Raw genomic sequence first — 15,861 nt, 5'->3', positions numbered from 1 at the left:
GCCCGGAGGCGGTGGGGCGGGGCCCGGAGGGGTCAGACGTGTTCCAGGGCGAACCCGGACTTGATCCACTTGCTGGACTCGACCGCGATCGCGGCGGCCCGGTCGCCCGGGGAGAGCTTCGGCAGAACCTGTTCGAGCTGGAAGAAGACCAGCGCGTTTCCGGTGTTGGCGGTCTCACCGACGCAGCTGATCTCCTCGGCGCCGGACAGCCCGAGGCGCTCGACGATCCGGGCGGTCATCCGGGTGGACAGCTGCGGCGGCAGTAGGTGCGTCACCTCGCCCTCCTGCCAGCCGGCCTCGCCGAGCAGCCGGTGCAGGATCTGCTCGGCGAACAGCGGGACGGTCTCCTCGATCGCCTTGTAGTCCTCCCGGGCCGTCGGCCGGCCGCTGTGCCGGTCGACCGGGCCGAACCACTCCAGCACCTGGCCCGGTTCCCGTCCCCGGCCGGCCAGTTGGACGAAGGAGGCCCGGACGGCGGTCGGGCCGGCGGCCGGGTCGGCGCTCAGCACGGCGGCCCCGGCGGCGTCGCCGAACAGCACGTAGTTGACCAGTTCGGCCGGCGGGACGGCGCGCAGGTCGGCCGTCAGGTCGTAGTGCTTGGCGATGACGTCGCCGCCCAGCACCAGGGCGGTGCGGTGCCGGCCGGTGGAGAGCAGCTGGCGGGCGACGTCGATCGCCTGGACGGCGCCGGAGCAGCCGGACTGCAGCTGGTAGGTGGCCACGCCGTCGATGCCGAGCCGGTCGGCGATCAGGTTGACGGTGGCGGGCATCAGGGTGTCCGGGGTGGCGGTGCCGAGCACCACGAGATCGACGTCGGCGGGGTCGGTGCCGGCCGCGGCGAGCGCGCGGCCGCCGGCGGTGGTGCCGAGGTCGGCGAGGGTGTCGCGCTGCTCACCGGTCTCCAGGTCGAGGGCGAGGTGCCGGGTGCGGGTGCCGATGAAGGCGTCCACCCACTGCTCCCAGAGCGCGTCCATGCCGAACCGGCGGCCCAGGGCGGCGTTGTCGATGGGCGGGCCCGGCAACGCGGTGCCGGCCGCCAGGAGGCGGATCTCTGCGGGGTCCATCTGCGGTCTGCTCCCAGCCGGGTCGGAGTGCGCGTCGGGTCGGAGTGCGCGTCGGGTCGGAGTGCGCATCGGTCGGAGTGCGCGTCGGGCCGAACGGCGGTCCGGCGCGGGGGTGTTCAGCGAGGGTGTTCAGCGGTAGAGGACGATCGCCGAGGCGTACGCCTTGTGGGTCTCGACCGGCCGGAACTGGCGGAACCCGATCGCCCCGCGCAGCGGGCCGGCCACCGCGACGGCCTTGATGGTCTGCTGCTCGCCGAGGGTCAGCCGGGCGTCGTCGACGATGCCGCCGGTCCGGATGACGTTGCCGTCGATCAGCCGGATCTCCTCCGAGAAGTAGCCCAGGAAGTTGCCCTCCGGGCCCTTGCGCAGCATCCGCCCGATCCCCTTGGTCGTCCCGACCAGCGCGCCCTGCTGGTCGCGCAGCTCGTAGCGGACGTGGGCGAGGTCGTCCAGCGTCGGGGTGGCCCCGCTGAAATCGGAGTTGGTGGACTCGTAGCTGATCAGGGTCTCGGCGAGGTCGGTCAGGTGGAGCAGGTTGTCGGGGTCGCCGACCGGCGGGTTCGGCCCGGTCGGGCCGAGCGGGGGCACCGCCAGCCAGGCCAGCAGCCGGCCCCGCAGGGCCGCCGCGACGGGGGCCAGCGGGCCGGGGAGGGGAATCGATGCCATGCCACAACTCCGTTCAGCACAGGGACGGGACGGCGCCGGTGGGACGGCGCACCGATCACGCTAGGCAACGGTGCTAAACCGGCCCGGCGCCTCCACTGAACCGCCCCCCGCCGCCCGGCGAATGCGCCGCTGAATCCGCGACAAACGCCCATTGAATTGCCGTTGATTCCCGACGGAACTGCCGTGGCCCGCGCCCGGGGCGCGGAACTAGCATGCGCCGGAGCAACCAGAATTCCCCCCGGAAAACCATTCCGGGAAATCCGACCGGGAGGCCGCGTTGTCCGCCAGTTCCGTCGAAGCACCGTCGTTCCCGGTGCGCCGCACCTGCCCCTACCAGCCACCGGACGTCTACCGGGAGATCAGCACCCGGGGCCCGATCAACCAGGTCACCCTGTGGGACGACCGCCGGGTGTGGCTGATCACCGGCTACGCGGAGGCCCGCCGGCTGCTCGCCGACGAGCGGCTGTCCTCCGACCGCAGCTACGACGCCTACCCCACCATGGCCCCGCACCTGGGCGCGCCGGCCGCCCGCAAGCTGGTGCTGGTGGGCGAGGACCCGCCGGTCCACCACCACCACCGCCGGCTGCTCAACCCGGAGTTCAGCCTCAAGCACGCCCGGGCGCTGCGCCCCGACATCGAGCGGATCGTCAACGGACTGATCGACCGGATCGAGGAACTCGGCTCCCCCGCCGACCTGGTGGAGCACTTCGCGGCGCCGATCCCGTCGCTCGTCATGTCGGCGCTGCTGGGCATCCCGTACGAGGACCACGCCTTCTTCCAGACCGCCACCGCCGGCGTCATGCAGGGCCGGGACCCGGAGCACACCGAGGCCTCCGCCGCCGAACTGGTCCGCTACCTGGACCGGTTGGTGACGGCCCAGGAGCGCAAGCCGGACGAGAACCTGGTGGGCCGGCTGGTGGCCCACGTGGAGAGCGGCGAGCTGACCCACGACGAGGTGGTGCAGCTGGCCATGGTGCTGCTGATCGCGGGCCTGGAGACCACCTCCTCGATGATCCCGATCAGCGTGCTGGCCCTGCTGGAGCACCCGGAGCAGCTGGCGGCGCTGCGCGACGGCGTGGTGCCCGCCGCCATCGCGATCGAGGAGCTGCTGCGGATCACCGCGGTGACGGACTTCGCCGGGGTGCGCTGGATCACCGACGACATCGAGATCGACGGCCTGGTGTTGAAGGCCGGGGACGGCCTGGTGGTCTCCTCCACCATGACCAACCGGGACGACCGGGTGCACGCCGAGCCGTACGAGGTCGACCTGGCCCGGGCCAGTCGGCAGCACCTGACCTTCGGTTACGGCATCCACCAGTGCCTGGGGCAGAACCTGGCCCGGCTGCAACTGGAGATCGCCTTCGAGACGCTGGTCCGCCGGCTGCCCGGACTGCGGCTGGCGGTGCCGGCCGAGGAGCTGGTGATGCGCCGCACCGGCACCATGCAGAGCGTCGAGCGCCTGCCGGTGGCCTGGTGAGCGGGGCCGGGGTGCGGATCTCCACCGACCGGGACCGCTGCATCGGCGCGGGCCTGTGCGTGCTGACCGCGCCGGACGTCTTCGAGCACGACGACGACGGGCTGGTGACCCTGCTGGAGCCGGAGCCCGCGGCCGAGCGGGAGCAGGACGTCCGGCTCGCCCACCAGCTCTGCCCGGCCCGGGCCCTGACCGTGGAGGCCGCCCGGCCGGACCCGACCTGAGGGGGCGGGCCCCAGGGCGTGTCTGACAATTCGCGTCGGATCAGCGTGCGGCGTTGGGGTGCGTGCATCGCAAGGCGGAGGAGGGAGTCCATGCGGAGCATCGGCGACTGACGACAACGCGGCGAGGTGCGTGCCCCGGCGTCGCGCGCCCGGCGGGAATTGTCAGACACGCCCTAAAGCCGTCGGGAACCCTTCCGGCTCCCGGCCGGCGGGGCGTATCCGCAGGTCACCGATGCCCGACCGGCGGCCGGGCGCCCCGCCGAAGGCCGTCGGCCCGCATTCCGGGTCGACGGCCTTAACGGTGTCTAAGGGCCGATGGCCGCCGACCCTGACTTGTTTATACGCTCTTTCAGCACGCCGGTTCTCAGAACGCCCGTTCTCCGGATACCGGTTCCGGGACACCGGTTCCCCTGATACCGGTTCCCCCGGTACCACGGCGGCCTCCCGGGCCGGGTGATCCCTCGCCGCTCCGCCGGAAATCCGCCCGCCGCATTCCGCGGCCACGGGGCGCCACGCGATGCGCGGCCGCCCTCCTCCGTTTTCTTCTCCCCTGCTATCGCTAAGGACTGAAATGACGCAATCGGCCGAGAATCGGCTGGACGGTCCGCTGGTCAAGCTGATCGTCGTCATGGCGCTCGCATCGGTCACCGCGACGCTGAACGCGACCATCGTCGGCGTCGGGCTGAGCCCGCTGGCCGACAACTTCCACACCACGCTCACCACGGCCGAATGGGTCATCACCGGCTACCTGCTGGCGGTGGCCGCGACCATCCCGGTGACCGGCTGGGCGGTGGACCACTTCGGCGGCAAGAAGGTCTGGCTGTTCGGCCTGGTGCTCTACACCGTGACGGCCGTCGCCTCGGCGCTGTCCTGGAACATCGGCTCCCTGGTCACCTTCCGCATCCTCCAGGGCGTGGCGGCCGGCATCATCGAGCCGGTCATGATGACGCTCACCGCCCGCGCGGCCGGCCCGGCCCGGCTGGGCCGGGTGATGGGCCTGCTGGCGCTGCCGATGACTCTCGGCCCGGTGATCGGCCCGATCCTCGGCGGGGTCATCGCGGACAACCTGCACTGGAGTTGGCTGTTCCTGGTGAACGTGCCGATCGTGCTGGCGGCGCTGGTGTTCTCGTTCAAGGTGGTGCCCGCCGACGTCCCCGCCGAGGGCGAGCGCGCGACCTTCGACGTGCTCGGCACCGTCCTGCTGAGCCCCGGCTTCGCCGTCCTGGTGTACGGGCTGTCGCAGACCGCCCACGAGGGCTTCGGCTCCCCCACCGTGATCGTGTCGCTGCTCGTCGGGGTGGCGCTGGTGGCCGGCTTCGTGGTGCACGCGCTCACCACCCGCCGCACCCCGCTGATCGACGTGCGCCTGCTCGCCAACAAGGGCTTCACGGCCGCGGTGGTCGCGATGGCGCTCACCGGCGCCGCGGTGTTCTCGCTGTACGTGCTGCTGCCGCTCTACCAGCAGCAGGTGCACGGGCAGAGCCTGATGGCCAGCGGGCTGCTGCTGGCGCCCTTCGGGGTCGGCACCTTCCTCGGGATGCCGCTGGCGGGGCGGCTCAGCGACAAGCTCGGCGCCAACCTGCTGGTGCCGGTCGGCGCCGCGCTGGTGGTGCTCGGCACCCTGGGCAACGCGCTCTCCTCCGGCGCCACCAGCCAGCTGGTGCTCGGCCTCTACGCGTTGGTCTCCGGCCTCGGCCTCGGCTGCGTCGGTGCGCCCACGCTCGCCTCGCTGTACCGGACCGTGCCGCTGGAGAAGACCTCGGGGGCGACCAGCACCATGCTGTCGCTGAACCAGGTCGGCGGCTCCTTCGGCGTGGCCCTGGTCGCGCTGCTGGTCCAGCGCGGGGTCGCGAACGGCGACTCGGTCCGGGACGCGTACTCCACCGCCTTCTGGTGGGAGCTGGCGATGACCGCGGTCATCGTGGCCGTCGGCCTGCTCCTGCCGGGCCGGCCCAAGGCCTTCGCGGCCGACCCGGTGCTGGAGGAGGTCAGCCCGCAGGACAGCGGTGAGCCGGTGGCCTCCTGACCGGCGGACAGCAGCGCGCACCGGACGGGCCCGAAGGTCCGTCCGGTGCGCGCGGTGCAGGCCGTACCTGCGGTGCGTGCGGCCGGCCGCCGGTCAGCGGTCGACGAACTGCCGGCTGAACTCGGTGAGCCGGTCACCGGCGACCTGCTCGGCGGGCACCGCGGCCTCGATCGCCGCCAGCTCCTCGGCACCGAGGGCCAGCGTCGCGGCGGCGAGGTTCTCCTCCAGGTGGTCGATCCGTCGGGTGCCCGGGATCGGGACCACGTCCTCGCCCCGGTGGTGCACCCAGGCCAGCGCCAACTGGCCGACGGAGACGCCGAGTTCGATGGAGAGCGGCTCCAGTCGGTCGACCAGCGCGAGATTGCCCGGGAAGTTCTCCGGGGTGAACCTCGGCTGGGCGACGGTCCGGAAGTCGGTCGGCCCGAACACCTCGGCGGCCCGGTAGCGCCCGGTGAGCAGGCCCCGGCCGAGCGGCGCGTTCGGCACGATACCGATGCCCAACTCGCGTGCCAGCGGGACGATTTCGCTCTCCAGCTCGCGGGAGAACAGCGACCACTCGGTCTGCACCGCGGCCAGCGGGTGCACGGCGTGCGCCCGGCGGATGGTCTCCGGGGCGGCCTCGGAGAGCCCGATGTACCGGACCTTCCCGGCCCGGACGAGTTCGGCCAGCGCGCCGACCGTCTCCTCGATCGGCACCGAGGGGTCGACCCGGGCCGGGTAGAGGAGGTCGATGTGGTCCAGCCCGAGCCGCGCCAGCGAGGCGTCGGCGGCCTGCCGCACGTAGGCGGCGTCGCCGCGCACCGCCTGCCCGATCCCGTCGCCGGTGCGCAGCACCCCGAACTTGGTGGCCACCACCGCCTCGTCGCGCCGGCCGGCCACCGCCCGGCCGACCAACTCCTCGCTCAGGCCGTGCCCGTAGACGTCGGCGGTGTCGATCAGGGTGACCCCCAGGTCGAGCGCCCGACGAATGGTGGCGACGGCCTGCTCGGGGTCGGTCGGGCCGTAGAACTCGCTCAGGCCGAGGGCGCCGAGCCCCTGGGCGCCGACTTCCAGACCGCCCAGGCGGCGGGTGGGGACATCGTTCACTCGAATCGCTCCGTCATCGCTCGGGGTTCCGGTACTGCCTCCCCCAGCGTGCCGAAGGGGGCTAAACCGCACCCAAACGGCGGCGCGAGGTCGGTGCCGGGCGCGAGCGGAGTGGCGGGCGCGAGGTCGGTGCCGGGCGCGAGCGGAGTGGCGGGCGCGAGGTCGGCGGCGCAGCGGCGTCAGGCCCGGACGGCCGCGGGCGTCCGCCGGGCGGGGCCCTCGCCGCGCACCTCCAGGATGGTGCGCTGCAGGTTGCGCAGCCAGCAGCCCGGCTCCAGCCCGAGTTCCCGGTTGAGCGTGTCGCGCGCGGAGTGGTAGACGCCCAGGGCCTCGGCCTGCCGGCCGGAGCGCCACAGGGCCAGCATCAGCTGGGCGTAGAAGCTCTCCTGCAACGGGTGCTCGCGGATCAGGCAGCGCAGCTGCGAGACCACCTCGCGGTCCCGGGAGAGCATCAGCTTGGACTCCACCAGCAGCTCGCTGCACTCCAGTTGGAGCTCCTGGAGCCAGGCCGCGAAGGTGTTGACCACCGGGCCGGCCTGCAGTCCGGCCAGCACCGGGCCGCGCCACAGCGCGACGATCTCCTCCAACAGGTCGCAGGCCTCCTCGTACCGCCGCTCGCGCATCATCGCCCGGGCGGTCGGCAGTTGCTCCTGGAGGGCCTGGAAGTCGACGGCCCGCGGCGGCGTCCACAGGACGTAGCCGGGCGCCCGGGTGATGACCGGATCGGGCTCGCCGGGGCGGGTGAGCAGCTTGCGCAGCTGCGAGACGTACACGTAGACGGCGTCCCGGGCGCGCTGCGGCGGATCGGCGGGCCACAGCTCGCGCACCAGGTCGTCCACCGAGACCACCTGGCCCATCCGGGCGAGCAGGACGGCCAGCACCGTCTCGGTCTTCCGGGACGTGATCACGACCTGGCCGTCCGGGTCGCTGACCCTGAGCGGGCCGAGTACCTCGTACCTCACCGGTGCTCCTCCTCCGCGCTCACCCTGCCGCCCTCCCCGCCGCGCACACCTCCGTGCACACATCCGCGCACACCTCCGTGCACACATCCGTGCACACATCCGTGCACACCGGCGCAGCCGCGGTCGGCGGCCGTCCAGCGCCTCAACAGCCCCCGGCGGACGGGTATTCCCGCCGCGCGGCCGTTCCTCGGGCTCGGCCCGGCACGGTTGCGGGCCCGTCCAGGATGCCCGGCCCGGCATCCTGGACGGGCCTCCCGGTCACGACGCCCGGCGGTGCTCCTCGACCACCAGGCGGACCAGCGCCGCACGGGAGCCGATGCCCAACTTCCGGTAGGTGCGGGCGATGTGCACCTCGACCGTACGGGCGCTCAGCCCGAGCCGGTCGGCGATCTCCCGGCTGCGCAGGCCGGTGCCGGCGAGTTCGGCGATCTCCCGTTCCCGCCCGGTGAGCAGGTCCAGGGTCGGACCGGCGTACGGTCCGCCGGACGGACCGGCCCCGGTCGGCCCGCCGGGCGCGGGCGGCGCGGCGACGGCCGGCGCGCGGGTGGTCCGGGCGCGGGCACCGTCACCCCGGCTCCGCGGCCCCGCCCCCGGCGGACGGCCGGACCCGGCCCGCTCGGGGCGGAAGTCCTCGACGCCCAGCCGGACGGTGGCCTCGGTGAGCAGGGCGCGCGATCCGGTGCGGGCCGCCACCTCGTCCGCCGCGGCCAGCAGTTGACGGGCCACCCGGTCGTCCGCCGGGCCGCCCCGGCCGAGCGCGGTGAGGGCGGCGCCGAGCCAGTGCCCGGCCAGCTCGGTGTCGCCGGTGCGCAGCGCCGTCCGGGCGGCCGCGGTGAGCACGGCCGCGTCCTGCGGGTCCAGCCCGGGGGTGGCCCGTTCGATGTGCGGGGCGAGCCGGTCGGCGGGGGCGCCCCGGGCCGCGAGGACCTCGATGGCCCGGCGGTGGGCGTCGGCGCGCCAGCAGCTGTCGGCGCCGTCGTAGACCAGCCACCGCACCAGCGGGTGCCGGAAGCCGCTGTGCGGGCTGCCGGCGAGCGGTCGCAGCAGGTCGAGCCGACGCAGTTCGTCGAGGATCCGGCAGGCCTCGTCCTGGGTCGTGCCGGCGACCGCGGCGACCCCGTGCGGGTCCAGCTCGGTGCCGAGCACCGAGGCGGCCGCGAGGACGAGCCGCTGGCGCGGGCCGAGGACGGCGAGTTCGGTCACCAGGTGGCGGGCCAGCCGGTCGGGCAGGGCGGCGTCCGGCGGCAGGCCCCGCAGGTCCGCGAGCGAGCCCTCGGGACGGCCGGCGAGCCGACCGGGGCAGACCCTGGCGAGGGCCAGCAGGTAGAGCGGGTTCCCGTGGGCGTCCCGGTGCAGGGCGCGCGTCCGGGGGTCGGTGGCGGGCAGGTCGAGCAGTTCGGCGGCCCGGGCCAGGTCGAGCCGGCAGAGCTCGATCCGCCGGGTGGTGCCGAGCTGGCTGCCGCGGGCCAGGGCGGCGAGCAGCCCTTGCGGGGCCTGCCGGGGCCGGTGGGCGACCACCAGCGCCAGCGGGGCGCGCACCGGCCAGCGGAGCAGCCGGTCGAGCAGCGCGAGCGAGCCGGGGTCGGCCGCGTGGACGTCGTCCAGCACGATCAACAGGCCTCGGCAGGTGTGCTGTTCGAGCAGCGCGCAGAGGCGCTCCGGGACCGGGCAGCCGCTCGCCGGATCACCCACGGACCCGGCGATCCGGCGGATCACCGCGAGCAGTTCGTCGCGCAGCCCGGCCCGGTCGGCGAGGCTGATCCAGGCGCGCAGGACCTGCACGAACAGGCTGCCGGCCAGGCCCTGTTCGGCCGGGTCGGCGAGCGCGCGCAGCACGGTGAAGCCGCGTGCGGCGGCCTCCTCGGCGAGCGCGGTGAGCAGGCGGGACTTGCCGCTGCCCGGGTCTCCGGCGAGCTCCACCACCTGCTGGCGGCCGTTGGTCACTTCGTCGAGGACGGACTGGAGTTGGCTCAGTTCGGCGCGTCTGACGGTGTCCGTGCGGGCACGGTCCCGGGTCACGACGCGGGCTTCTCGGGTGTCTCGGACGTCTCGGGTGTCCCTGGCGTCCTGGGCTTCTCGGGTTTCCCTGGCGTCCCTGGCGTCCCTGGCGTCTCGGATGTCTCGGGTCTGCTGGACTGCGATCACGGTTGCTGCCCCTTCCCCCTCCCCCGTGGCGGGCGGAACTGGCGGATCCCCCCAACCTCGGTCGATCGTAGCTTCGAACACCGATCAACTGGCCGGACGAAACAAGGATTTCACGATTCCGGTGACCGCTCCGGAGCTCGCGTTTCAGAACCTGTTTGGCCCCGTGCGCCAGGCTCGGCCCCTCCACCGGTCCGGCCCGTGACCACCGACCGACCGGACCGATCCGACCCAAGGGGCCCGTCATGACCAGTCCGACCGGAGCCGATCCGCGGCTCGCACCGCCGCCGCGCGAACGGCGGCACACCCTGTACTTCCTGGAGGCGATCCGGGACTTCTCCCCGGTCTTCCTGGACACCGAGGTGGACGCCACCCGGCTGCTCGCCGACCGGGCGGCGGCCCGCGCGGCCGGGCAGCGCCGCTCGGTGGTCGGCTACCTGCTGGTGGCGGCGGGCGGGGTGCTGGCCCGCCACCCGGAGGCCAACTCCGCCTACCGGGGCGGCCCGCGCCCCCGGGTGGCCACTTTCCCGACGGTGTCCGGGAAGGTCACCCTGGACCGCACCCTGGGCGGCACCCGGGTGGTGCTGTCCACCGTCGTCCCCGAGCCGCACACCGCCGGCCTCGCCGAGGTGCAGCGCCGACTGGACCGGGTGCTGGACGGCGACCCGGCCGAACTGCCCGAGTTCGCCGGCATCCGCGCCCTGCACCGGCTGCCCTGGCTGCGCGGCCGACTGCGGTTCGCCCGCGCCGCCCGCGACCTGCGGCTGCGCCCGCTGATCACCGGCACCTTCGCGGTCACCTCGCTCGGCCACCGGCCGGTCGACGGCTTCCACTCGGTGGGCGGCACCACCATCACCCTGGGCGTCGGCCGGATCGTCGAGCGGCCGGTGGTCCGGGACGGCGCGATCGTCGCCGCACCGGTGTTCCGGCTCAGTCTGGCTTTCGACCACCGGGTCATCGACGGCGCGGAGGCGGCGGACGTACTGACCGAGATCCGGGCCGCGCTGGAGGAGTGGCCCGGGGACGGCGGACCGGCGACCGGCGAAGCGGCAGCCGGGGCGACGGCCGGCGCGCCCGCCCCCGTCCGTTCGGAGGCGACGGCATGACCGGCCGCGCCCCGGCGAACGACCTCGCCGAGCTCAAGCAGTTCGTGGTCGCCCAGGCCACCTCCCAGGGCATCACCCCCGCCCAGTACGGAGCCGTGCTGGACGGTGTCGTGGACGACGGCGACGGCGGCCCCGGCTCCTGGGTGCGCCGCTGGACCGAGGCGGGCGACCGGCTGGAACGCGAGGGCCGGCTGCTGGAGGCCGGCCGCTACTACACGATGGCCCGTTTCCCCTACCCGTCCGGCTCGGCCCGGCGGGAGGCCGAGGAACGCGCCCGGGACGTGTTCGCCCGCTGGGCCGGCGACTTCCCCGGAATCGAACGGATCGAGGTGCCCACCGCGGCCGGCCCGGTCGCCGCCTGGGCGGGCGGGCTGTCGGCGGAACAGCCGAGGCCGCTGCTCCTGATGTCCGGCGGGATCATCAGCCTCAAGGAGCAGTGGGCGCCGGTCCTGCTCCAGCTCGCCGAGTTCGGCCTGGCCGGGGTGGTCACCGAGATGCCCGGCGTCGGCGAGAACCCGCTGCCGTACGACCTGACGGCGCCCGCACTGCTGCCCGCCGTCCTGGACGCCGTCGCCGACCGCGCCGACACCGCGCGGACGTACGCGCTGGCGCTCAGTTTCAGCGGCAACCTGGCACTGCACGCCGCGCTCGACGACCCGCGCATCCGCGGCGTGGTCGGCGCCGGCCTGCCCGTGCACGACTTCTTCACCGACCGGGCGTGGCACGCCACCGTTCCCCGGGTCACCGTGGACACCCTCGCCCACCTCGCCCGCACCGACGCCGGCTCGGTGTTCGACGCGCTCGCCCCGCTCGCCCTGGACCCGGCCCGGCTGAGCGCCGTCGACGTCCCGGTCGCCCTGGTCGCCAGCGCCCGGGACGAGATCATCCCGCCCTCCGACACCGACCGGCTGCGGCGCTCGCTGCGCAGCCTGCGCCTGCGGGTGCACGACGACGTGCACGGCTCGCCCCGGTTCTTCCCGCAGACCCGGCTGTGGACGCTGCTCACGGTGCTGCGGATGAGCGGCGGCCCGCTGGACCGCCGGCTCGCCCTCGGCGCCGAACTGCGCGCGCTGGACCGGCGGTAGCGGGGGCGAGGCACGGCACCGGGGCCGTCCGTACGTAGTTCCGCTGATGCGCGGACGGCCCCGGTGGGACACCCTGAGCCGGACGACACGCCCTCAGGAGGCCCACTGTGAGATACCAGTTGCTCGGAAGCCTGCACGTCACCACGGAGCACGGCACCTCGGCCGTCAAGGCCCGGAACATGGAGGTGCTGCTGGCGACCCTGCTGGTCCGCGCCAACGAGGTGGTGCCCGTCCCGCAACTCGGCTTCGAGATCTGGGGCGACGCCCCGCCACGGCGCCATCTGGCGGCGATCCACGTCTACATCTCGCGGCTGCGCAAGCTGCTCGCCGACGGCCGGCCGGAGAGCGTCATCGTCACCCAGTCCCCCGGGTACGTGCTGCGCCTCGGCCCGGACGACCGGCTGGACTCCGACGAGTTCCAGCAGCTGATGCAGACCGGACGGGCCGCCGCCCGGGACGGCCGCACCGAGCAGGCCGCCGCCGCCTTCGAGGAGGCCCTCGCCCTGTGGCGCGGCCCCGCGCTCGGCGACCTGCGCTCCGGGCCCGTCCTGGAGGGCTTCACCACCTGGGCCGAGGAGGCCCGGCTGGAGTGCGTCGGCATGCACGTCGAGACCGGCCTGGCCACCGGGCGCCACCGCGAACTCATCGGCAGGCTCTACTCGCTGGTCGCCGAACACCCGCTGCACGAGGCATTCCACCGGCAGCTGATGATCGCCCTCTACCGCTCCGAGCGGCAGGCCGACGCCCTGCGGGTGTACCGCGCGGCGCACCGCACCATCACCGCCGAACTCGGCATCGAGCCCGGACGGGCGCTGCGCGAGGTGCAGCGGGCGATCCTGCTGTCGGACCGGCGGCTCGACCTGCTCCGCCCGCAGTGGGGCGAGCGCTCCGGGCCCGCCGAGCCGGCCGACCGCTCGGAGCGCTCGGAGCGTTCGGACCGGCCCGAGCGTTCGGACCGGCCCGAGCGTTCGGACCGGATCGAGCGGCAGGCGGCGGCATGAGCGGCGCGGGCGCCGCCGCCGTCGACAGCTCGCTGTGGGTACGCCGGTTCGGTGCCCCCGGGACGCCTCGCAACCCCGACCCGGCCCGCTCGGCCGACCCGCCGTTGCGCCTGCTCTGCCTGCCGCACGCCGGCGGCTCGGCCTCCGTCTTCCGGCCCTGGGCCGCCGCGGCCGGACCGGACGTCGACGTGCTGGCCCTGCAGTACCCGGGCCGTCAGGACCGCTACCGGGAGCCCGCCGTCGCTGACCTCACCCGGCTCGCCGAGCTGGCCGCGCCCGCCGTCCGGGCCGCCGTGGGCGACGGCCGCTACGCCCTGTTCGGCCACAGCATGGGCGCCCTGCTCGCCTTCGAACTCACCCGCCGGCTGGAACGCGACGGCCGCGCACCGGAGTTGCTCACCGTCTCCGGCCGGCGCGCCCCCTCCACCCGGCGCGACGGCGAGTACGCCCACCTCACCGACGACCGTTCCCTCACCGCCCACCTGCGGGACCTCAGCGGCACCGACCCGCGACTGCTCGCGGACGAGGAGGCCCTCCGGATGATCCTGCCGGCCGTCCGCGCCGATCTGGCCGCCGTGGGCGGCTACTTCGCCGGGCCCGAGGTCACCGTGGGAACGCCGGTCCTCGCCCTGATCGGTGACGCCGACCCGTGGGTCACCCCCGCCGAGGCCGCCGCCTGGCAGCGCCACACCACAGCCGGCTTCGAGCTCGGCATCCACCGGGGCGGCCACTTCTACCTCGACGGACGCCAGCAGGAGTTGCTCGCCCTGCTCGACGCCCGCCTCACCGCAGCCCGCCACTGACCACTCCGCGACACCCGCCCAGGACGCACCGCCGGAGCGGGAAGTCGACCCTGCCGACTTCCCGCTCCGGCTCCCGTCGTGCCCCCAGGGGTGTGCCGGCGCAGCCGGAACGCGGCGGACTCGTGGTCGCGCGATCGTTCCTCTGATCCCGCCCCCCACCCTCTGCCCCCACCCTCTGCCCCTACCGTCTGCCCTACCGTCTGCGCGGCACGAGTCCGGTTTCGAAGGCGATGATCGCCAGGTGGACGCGGTCCCGAGCTTCGAGCTTGGCGAACAGCCGCGCGACATGGGTCTTCGCGGTCGCCGCGCTGATCACCAGCCGCTCGGCTATCGCCGTGTTCGACAGTCCCTGTCCGACCAGTGCCAGCACCTCGCGCTCCCGGTCGGTGATCCCCGCGATGGGACTCGGGTCCACGGCCGGCCCGGGGTCCGGTTCGGGGACCGCGGGGCCGGACGTCCCGACGAAGTCCGCGATCAGCCGTCGGGTCACGCTCGGCGCGATCAGCGCGTCGCCCGCGGCCACCACGCGGATCGCCTCCAGGATCGCGTCCAGGGCCATGCTCTTGAGCAGGAATCCGCTGGCCCCGGCGCGCAGTGCGCCGTAGACGTACTCGTCGTCGTCGAAGGTCGTCAGCACCAGGACCTTGGGCGGGTCCGGCTCGGCGGTCGCCTGCCGGGTCGCCTCGATCCCGTCCACGCCCGGCATCCGGATGTCCATCACCACGACGTCCGGCCGCAGTTCACGCACCAGGCGCACCGCCTCGCGGCCGTCGCCGGCCTGGCCGACCACCTCCAGGTCGTCGGTGTCGCCGATCAGGATCCCGAGCCCGACCAGCATCAACGGCTGGTCGTCGACCAGCAGCACCCGCACGCTCATGCCGGGAGCCTCGCCGTCACCCGGAATCCGCCCTCCGGACGCCGGCCGGCGCTGAACTGGCCGGACAGCAAGGTCACCCGCTCGCGCATGCCGAGCAGGCCGAAGCCGCTCGCGCCGGCCGCGGCGAGCCTCGGCCGGCCGGGCCCGCCGCGACCGTCGTCCCCGTCGTCCACCACCTCGATCGTCACTCCTTCCGGCTCGTAGCCGACCGCGACCCGGCACGTCCGTGCCCTGGAATGCCGCACCACGTTCGTCACCGACTCCTGGATGATCCGGAACGCCGACAGTTCGATCTCCGGCGGCAGTGGACGCCGCTCGCCCCGCCAGGTCACCTGAACCCGCACCCCGGCGCCCGCCGTGCGTTCCGCGAGCTGCGGGACGTCGGCCAGACTGCCGGCCGGCGCCAGTGGCGCGGTCTGCGGCATGGCGTCGTCCGGGTTGGCGCGGCGGAGCGCCCCGAGCATGCGCTGCAGCTCCAGCAGCGTCTCCCGGCCGGTGGTCTCGATGCCGGCCAGCGCCTGCCGCGTCTGCTCGGGCTTGGTGTCCACGACCCGGGCCGCCGCTCCCGACAGCACCGTGATGATCCCGATGCTGTGCGCGACGCTGTCGTGCAGCTCGCGGGCGATCCGCAGCCGCTCGGCCATGACGACACGGGCCGCGGTCTGCTCCTGCAGGGCTCCAAGGTATTCACGGCGTTTGCGGTACACCCCCCCGAAGACCCACGCGACCGCGAACCACAACGCGAACTGCCCGGCCCACTGGGACGCGTCGCCGACGGTCTGCTCGCGGCCGTGGAGACAGTTGAGGAACGCGGCCGCGACGGCCGCGACGGAGCCGACGGCGGCAACCTTCGGCCGCCGGACGGCGAGGTACCCGCCCAAGCCGACGAGCAGGACGAACACGATCACGGGCCGCGCGCCGAAGGCGTCGCCGAGGACCGCTTCGCCCAGGACCGCCGCGAAGACCGCCGCCGGCAGACGGCGCACCAGCAGAACCGGCAGGGCGAGCAGGACGCAGAGACCGAGCATCTGGAAGGGCGCGATGGCGGGGAACCGGAACAGGCCGTCGTAGTGCGCCCAATCGGTGGGCAGCATCGTCAAGGCGAGGATCAGCGCGTACAAGCAGGCGGTGGCCAGCACCGCTGCCTGTGACATCAGCCAGGTCACGCGCTTCGATGTCGAGAGACGCTGGAGAAGCTGTTCCATACGGAGATCGTATGCAGTGGCGTCGGCGCTGCGCGTCGCCCCGGGGATGTACGCCGGATACGCCCCCGGGCCGACCGCCTGGGAAGAGGTGAGGCGGGAGTCGGGGAAGGGCCCGGGGGTGCCGGGCCCTTCCCCTCGTG

The 15,861-nt window shown here is 74.1% G+C and carries 14 protein-coding genes; 7 read left to right on the top strand and 7 right to left on the bottom strand.

Translation table 11 applies throughout. The features are described 5' to 3' along the window. Nucleotides 1-32: 32 nt before the first annotated feature. Nucleotides 33-1,064 (bottom strand): 3-oxoacyl-ACP synthase III family protein, encoded by a 1,032-nt coding sequence (locus ACZ58X_RS09600; protein WP_470333085.1) that lies wholly within the window; start codon nucleotides 1,062-1,064, stop codon nucleotides 33-35. Between the two features lie 129 nt (nucleotides 1,065-1,193). Next, nucleotides 1,194-1,730, bottom strand: a complete 537-nt coding sequence (locus ACZ58X_RS09595) for an allene oxide cyclase barrel-like domain-containing protein (RefSeq protein WP_470333084.1) — start codon at nucleotides 1,728-1,730, stop codon at nucleotides 1,194-1,196. A 277-nt stretch (nucleotides 1,731-2,007) separates the two neighbouring features. Here ACZ58X_RS09595 and ACZ58X_RS09590 point away from each other — a divergent pair, with 277 nt between their 5' ends. From ACZ58X_RS09590 to ACZ58X_RS09580, 3 genes are all read left to right on the top strand, one after another. Beyond that, nucleotides 2,008-3,207, top strand: coding sequence for a cytochrome P450 (locus ACZ58X_RS09590; RefSeq protein WP_375893164.1), 1,200 nt, complete (start codon nucleotides 2,008-2,010; stop codon nucleotides 3,205-3,207). Next, nucleotides 3,204-3,428 (top strand): ferredoxin, encoded by a 225-nt coding sequence (locus ACZ58X_RS09585; RefSeq protein WP_470333083.1) that lies wholly within the window; start codon nucleotides 3,204-3,206, stop codon nucleotides 3,426-3,428. Before ACZ58X_RS09590 ends, ACZ58X_RS09585 begins: the two co-directional genes overlap by 4 nt. Before the next feature lie 571 nt (nucleotides 3,429-3,999). Further along, nucleotides 4,000-5,454, top strand: coding sequence for a DHA2 family efflux MFS transporter permease subunit (locus ACZ58X_RS09580; RefSeq protein ID WP_470333082.1), 1,455 nt, complete (start codon nucleotides 4,000-4,002; stop codon nucleotides 5,452-5,454). 93 nt (nucleotides 5,455-5,547) lie between these two features. Here ACZ58X_RS09580 and ACZ58X_RS09575 read toward each other — a convergent pair whose 3' ends face one another. From ACZ58X_RS09575 to ACZ58X_RS09565, 3 genes are all read right to left on the bottom strand, one after another. Further along, nucleotides 5,548-6,540 (bottom strand): aldo/keto reductase, encoded by a 993-nt coding sequence (locus ACZ58X_RS09575; RefSeq protein WP_470333081.1) that lies wholly within the window; start codon nucleotides 6,538-6,540, stop codon nucleotides 5,548-5,550. Nucleotides 6,541-6,719: 179 nt separating this feature from the next. Further along, entirely contained in the window at nucleotides 6,720-7,502 is a 783-nt protein-coding gene (locus tag ACZ58X_RS09570; protein WP_470333080.1) for an AfsR/SARP family transcriptional regulator, read from the bottom strand. A 258-nt stretch (nucleotides 7,503-7,760) separates the two neighbouring features. After that, nucleotides 7,761-9,521, bottom strand: coding sequence for an AAA family ATPase (locus ACZ58X_RS09565; protein ID WP_470333079.1), 1,761 nt, complete (start codon nucleotides 9,519-9,521; stop codon nucleotides 7,761-7,763). A gap of 368 nt (nucleotides 9,522-9,889) precedes the next feature. Between ACZ58X_RS09565 and ACZ58X_RS09560 the strand changes: the two genes are divergently transcribed. From ACZ58X_RS09560 to ACZ58X_RS09545, 4 genes are all read left to right on the top strand, one after another. Beyond that, the gene (locus ACZ58X_RS09560) at nucleotides 9,890-10,750 is read left to right on the top strand and encodes a 2-oxo acid dehydrogenase subunit E2 (RefSeq protein ID WP_470333078.1); all 861 of its coding nucleotides are present in this window, start codon (nucleotides 9,890-9,892) and stop codon (nucleotides 10,748-10,750) included. Next, entirely contained in the window at nucleotides 10,747-11,835 is a 1,089-nt protein-coding gene (locus ACZ58X_RS09555; protein WP_470333077.1) for an alpha/beta hydrolase, read from the top strand. Before ACZ58X_RS09560 ends, ACZ58X_RS09555 begins: the two co-directional genes overlap by 4 nt. A gap of 107 nt (nucleotides 11,836-11,942) precedes the next feature. Then, a complete protein-coding gene (locus tag ACZ58X_RS09550; RefSeq protein ID WP_470333076.1) occupies nucleotides 11,943-12,836 on the top strand; it encodes an AfsR/SARP family transcriptional regulator in 894 nt (297 codons plus the stop codon). Next, nucleotides 12,833-13,639, top strand: coding sequence for a thioesterase II family protein (locus tag ACZ58X_RS09545; protein ID WP_470333075.1), 807 nt, complete (start codon nucleotides 12,833-12,835; stop codon nucleotides 13,637-13,639). Before ACZ58X_RS09550 ends, ACZ58X_RS09545 begins: the two co-directional genes overlap by 4 nt. Before the next feature lie 193 nt (nucleotides 13,640-13,832). Here ACZ58X_RS09545 and ACZ58X_RS09540 read toward each other — a convergent pair whose 3' ends face one another. Together ACZ58X_RS09540 and ACZ58X_RS09535 are read right to left on the bottom strand one after the other, a co-directional pair. Further along, nucleotides 13,833-14,516, bottom strand: coding sequence for a response regulator (locus ACZ58X_RS09540; protein ID WP_470333074.1), 684 nt, complete (start codon nucleotides 14,514-14,516; stop codon nucleotides 13,833-13,835). Continuing rightward, nucleotides 14,513-15,721, bottom strand: a complete 1,209-nt coding sequence (locus ACZ58X_RS09535) for a sensor histidine kinase (protein ID WP_470333073.1) — start codon at nucleotides 15,719-15,721, stop codon at nucleotides 14,513-14,515. The genes ACZ58X_RS09540 and ACZ58X_RS09535 overlap by 4 nt, the downstream gene beginning before the upstream one ends. Nucleotides 15,722-15,861 lie beyond the last annotated feature (140 nt).

Source organism: Kitasatospora sp. NPDC040550, from assembly GCF_055594965.1.
This window is presented reverse-complemented; position numbering and strand designations above follow the sequence as displayed.

Bases quoted from the DNA above. Each gene is read 5' to 3' on its own strand.
- ACZ58X_RS09600 (WP_470333085.1), bottom strand. From the start codon at position 1,064: ATGGACCCCGCAGAGATCCGCCTCCTGGCGGCCGGCACCGCGTTGCCG.
- ACZ58X_RS09595 (WP_470333084.1), bottom strand. From the start codon at position 1,730: ATGGCATCGATTCCCCTCCCCGGCCCGCTGGCCCCCGTCGCGGCGGCC.
- ACZ58X_RS09580 (WP_470333082.1), top strand. From the start codon at position 4,000: ATGACGCAATCGGCCGAGAATCGGCTGGACGGTCCGCTGGTCAAGCTG.
- ACZ58X_RS09560 (WP_470333078.1), top strand. From the start codon at position 9,890: ATGACCAGTCCGACCGGAGCCGATCCGCGGCTCGCACCGCCGCCGCGC.
- ACZ58X_RS09555 (WP_470333077.1), top strand. From the start codon at position 10,747: ATGACCGGCCGCGCCCCGGCGAACGACCTCGCCGAGCTCAAGCAGTTC.
- ACZ58X_RS09545 (WP_470333075.1), top strand. From the start codon at position 12,833: ATGAGCGGCGCGGGCGCCGCCGCCGTCGACAGCTCGCTGTGGGTACGC.
- ACZ58X_RS09540 (WP_470333074.1), bottom strand. From the start codon at position 14,516: ATGAGCGTGCGGGTGCTGCTGGTCGACGACCAGCCGTTGATGCTGGTC.
- ACZ58X_RS09535 (WP_470333073.1), bottom strand. From the start codon at position 15,721: ATGGAACAGCTTCTCCAGCGTCTCTCGACATCGAAGCGCGTGACCTGG.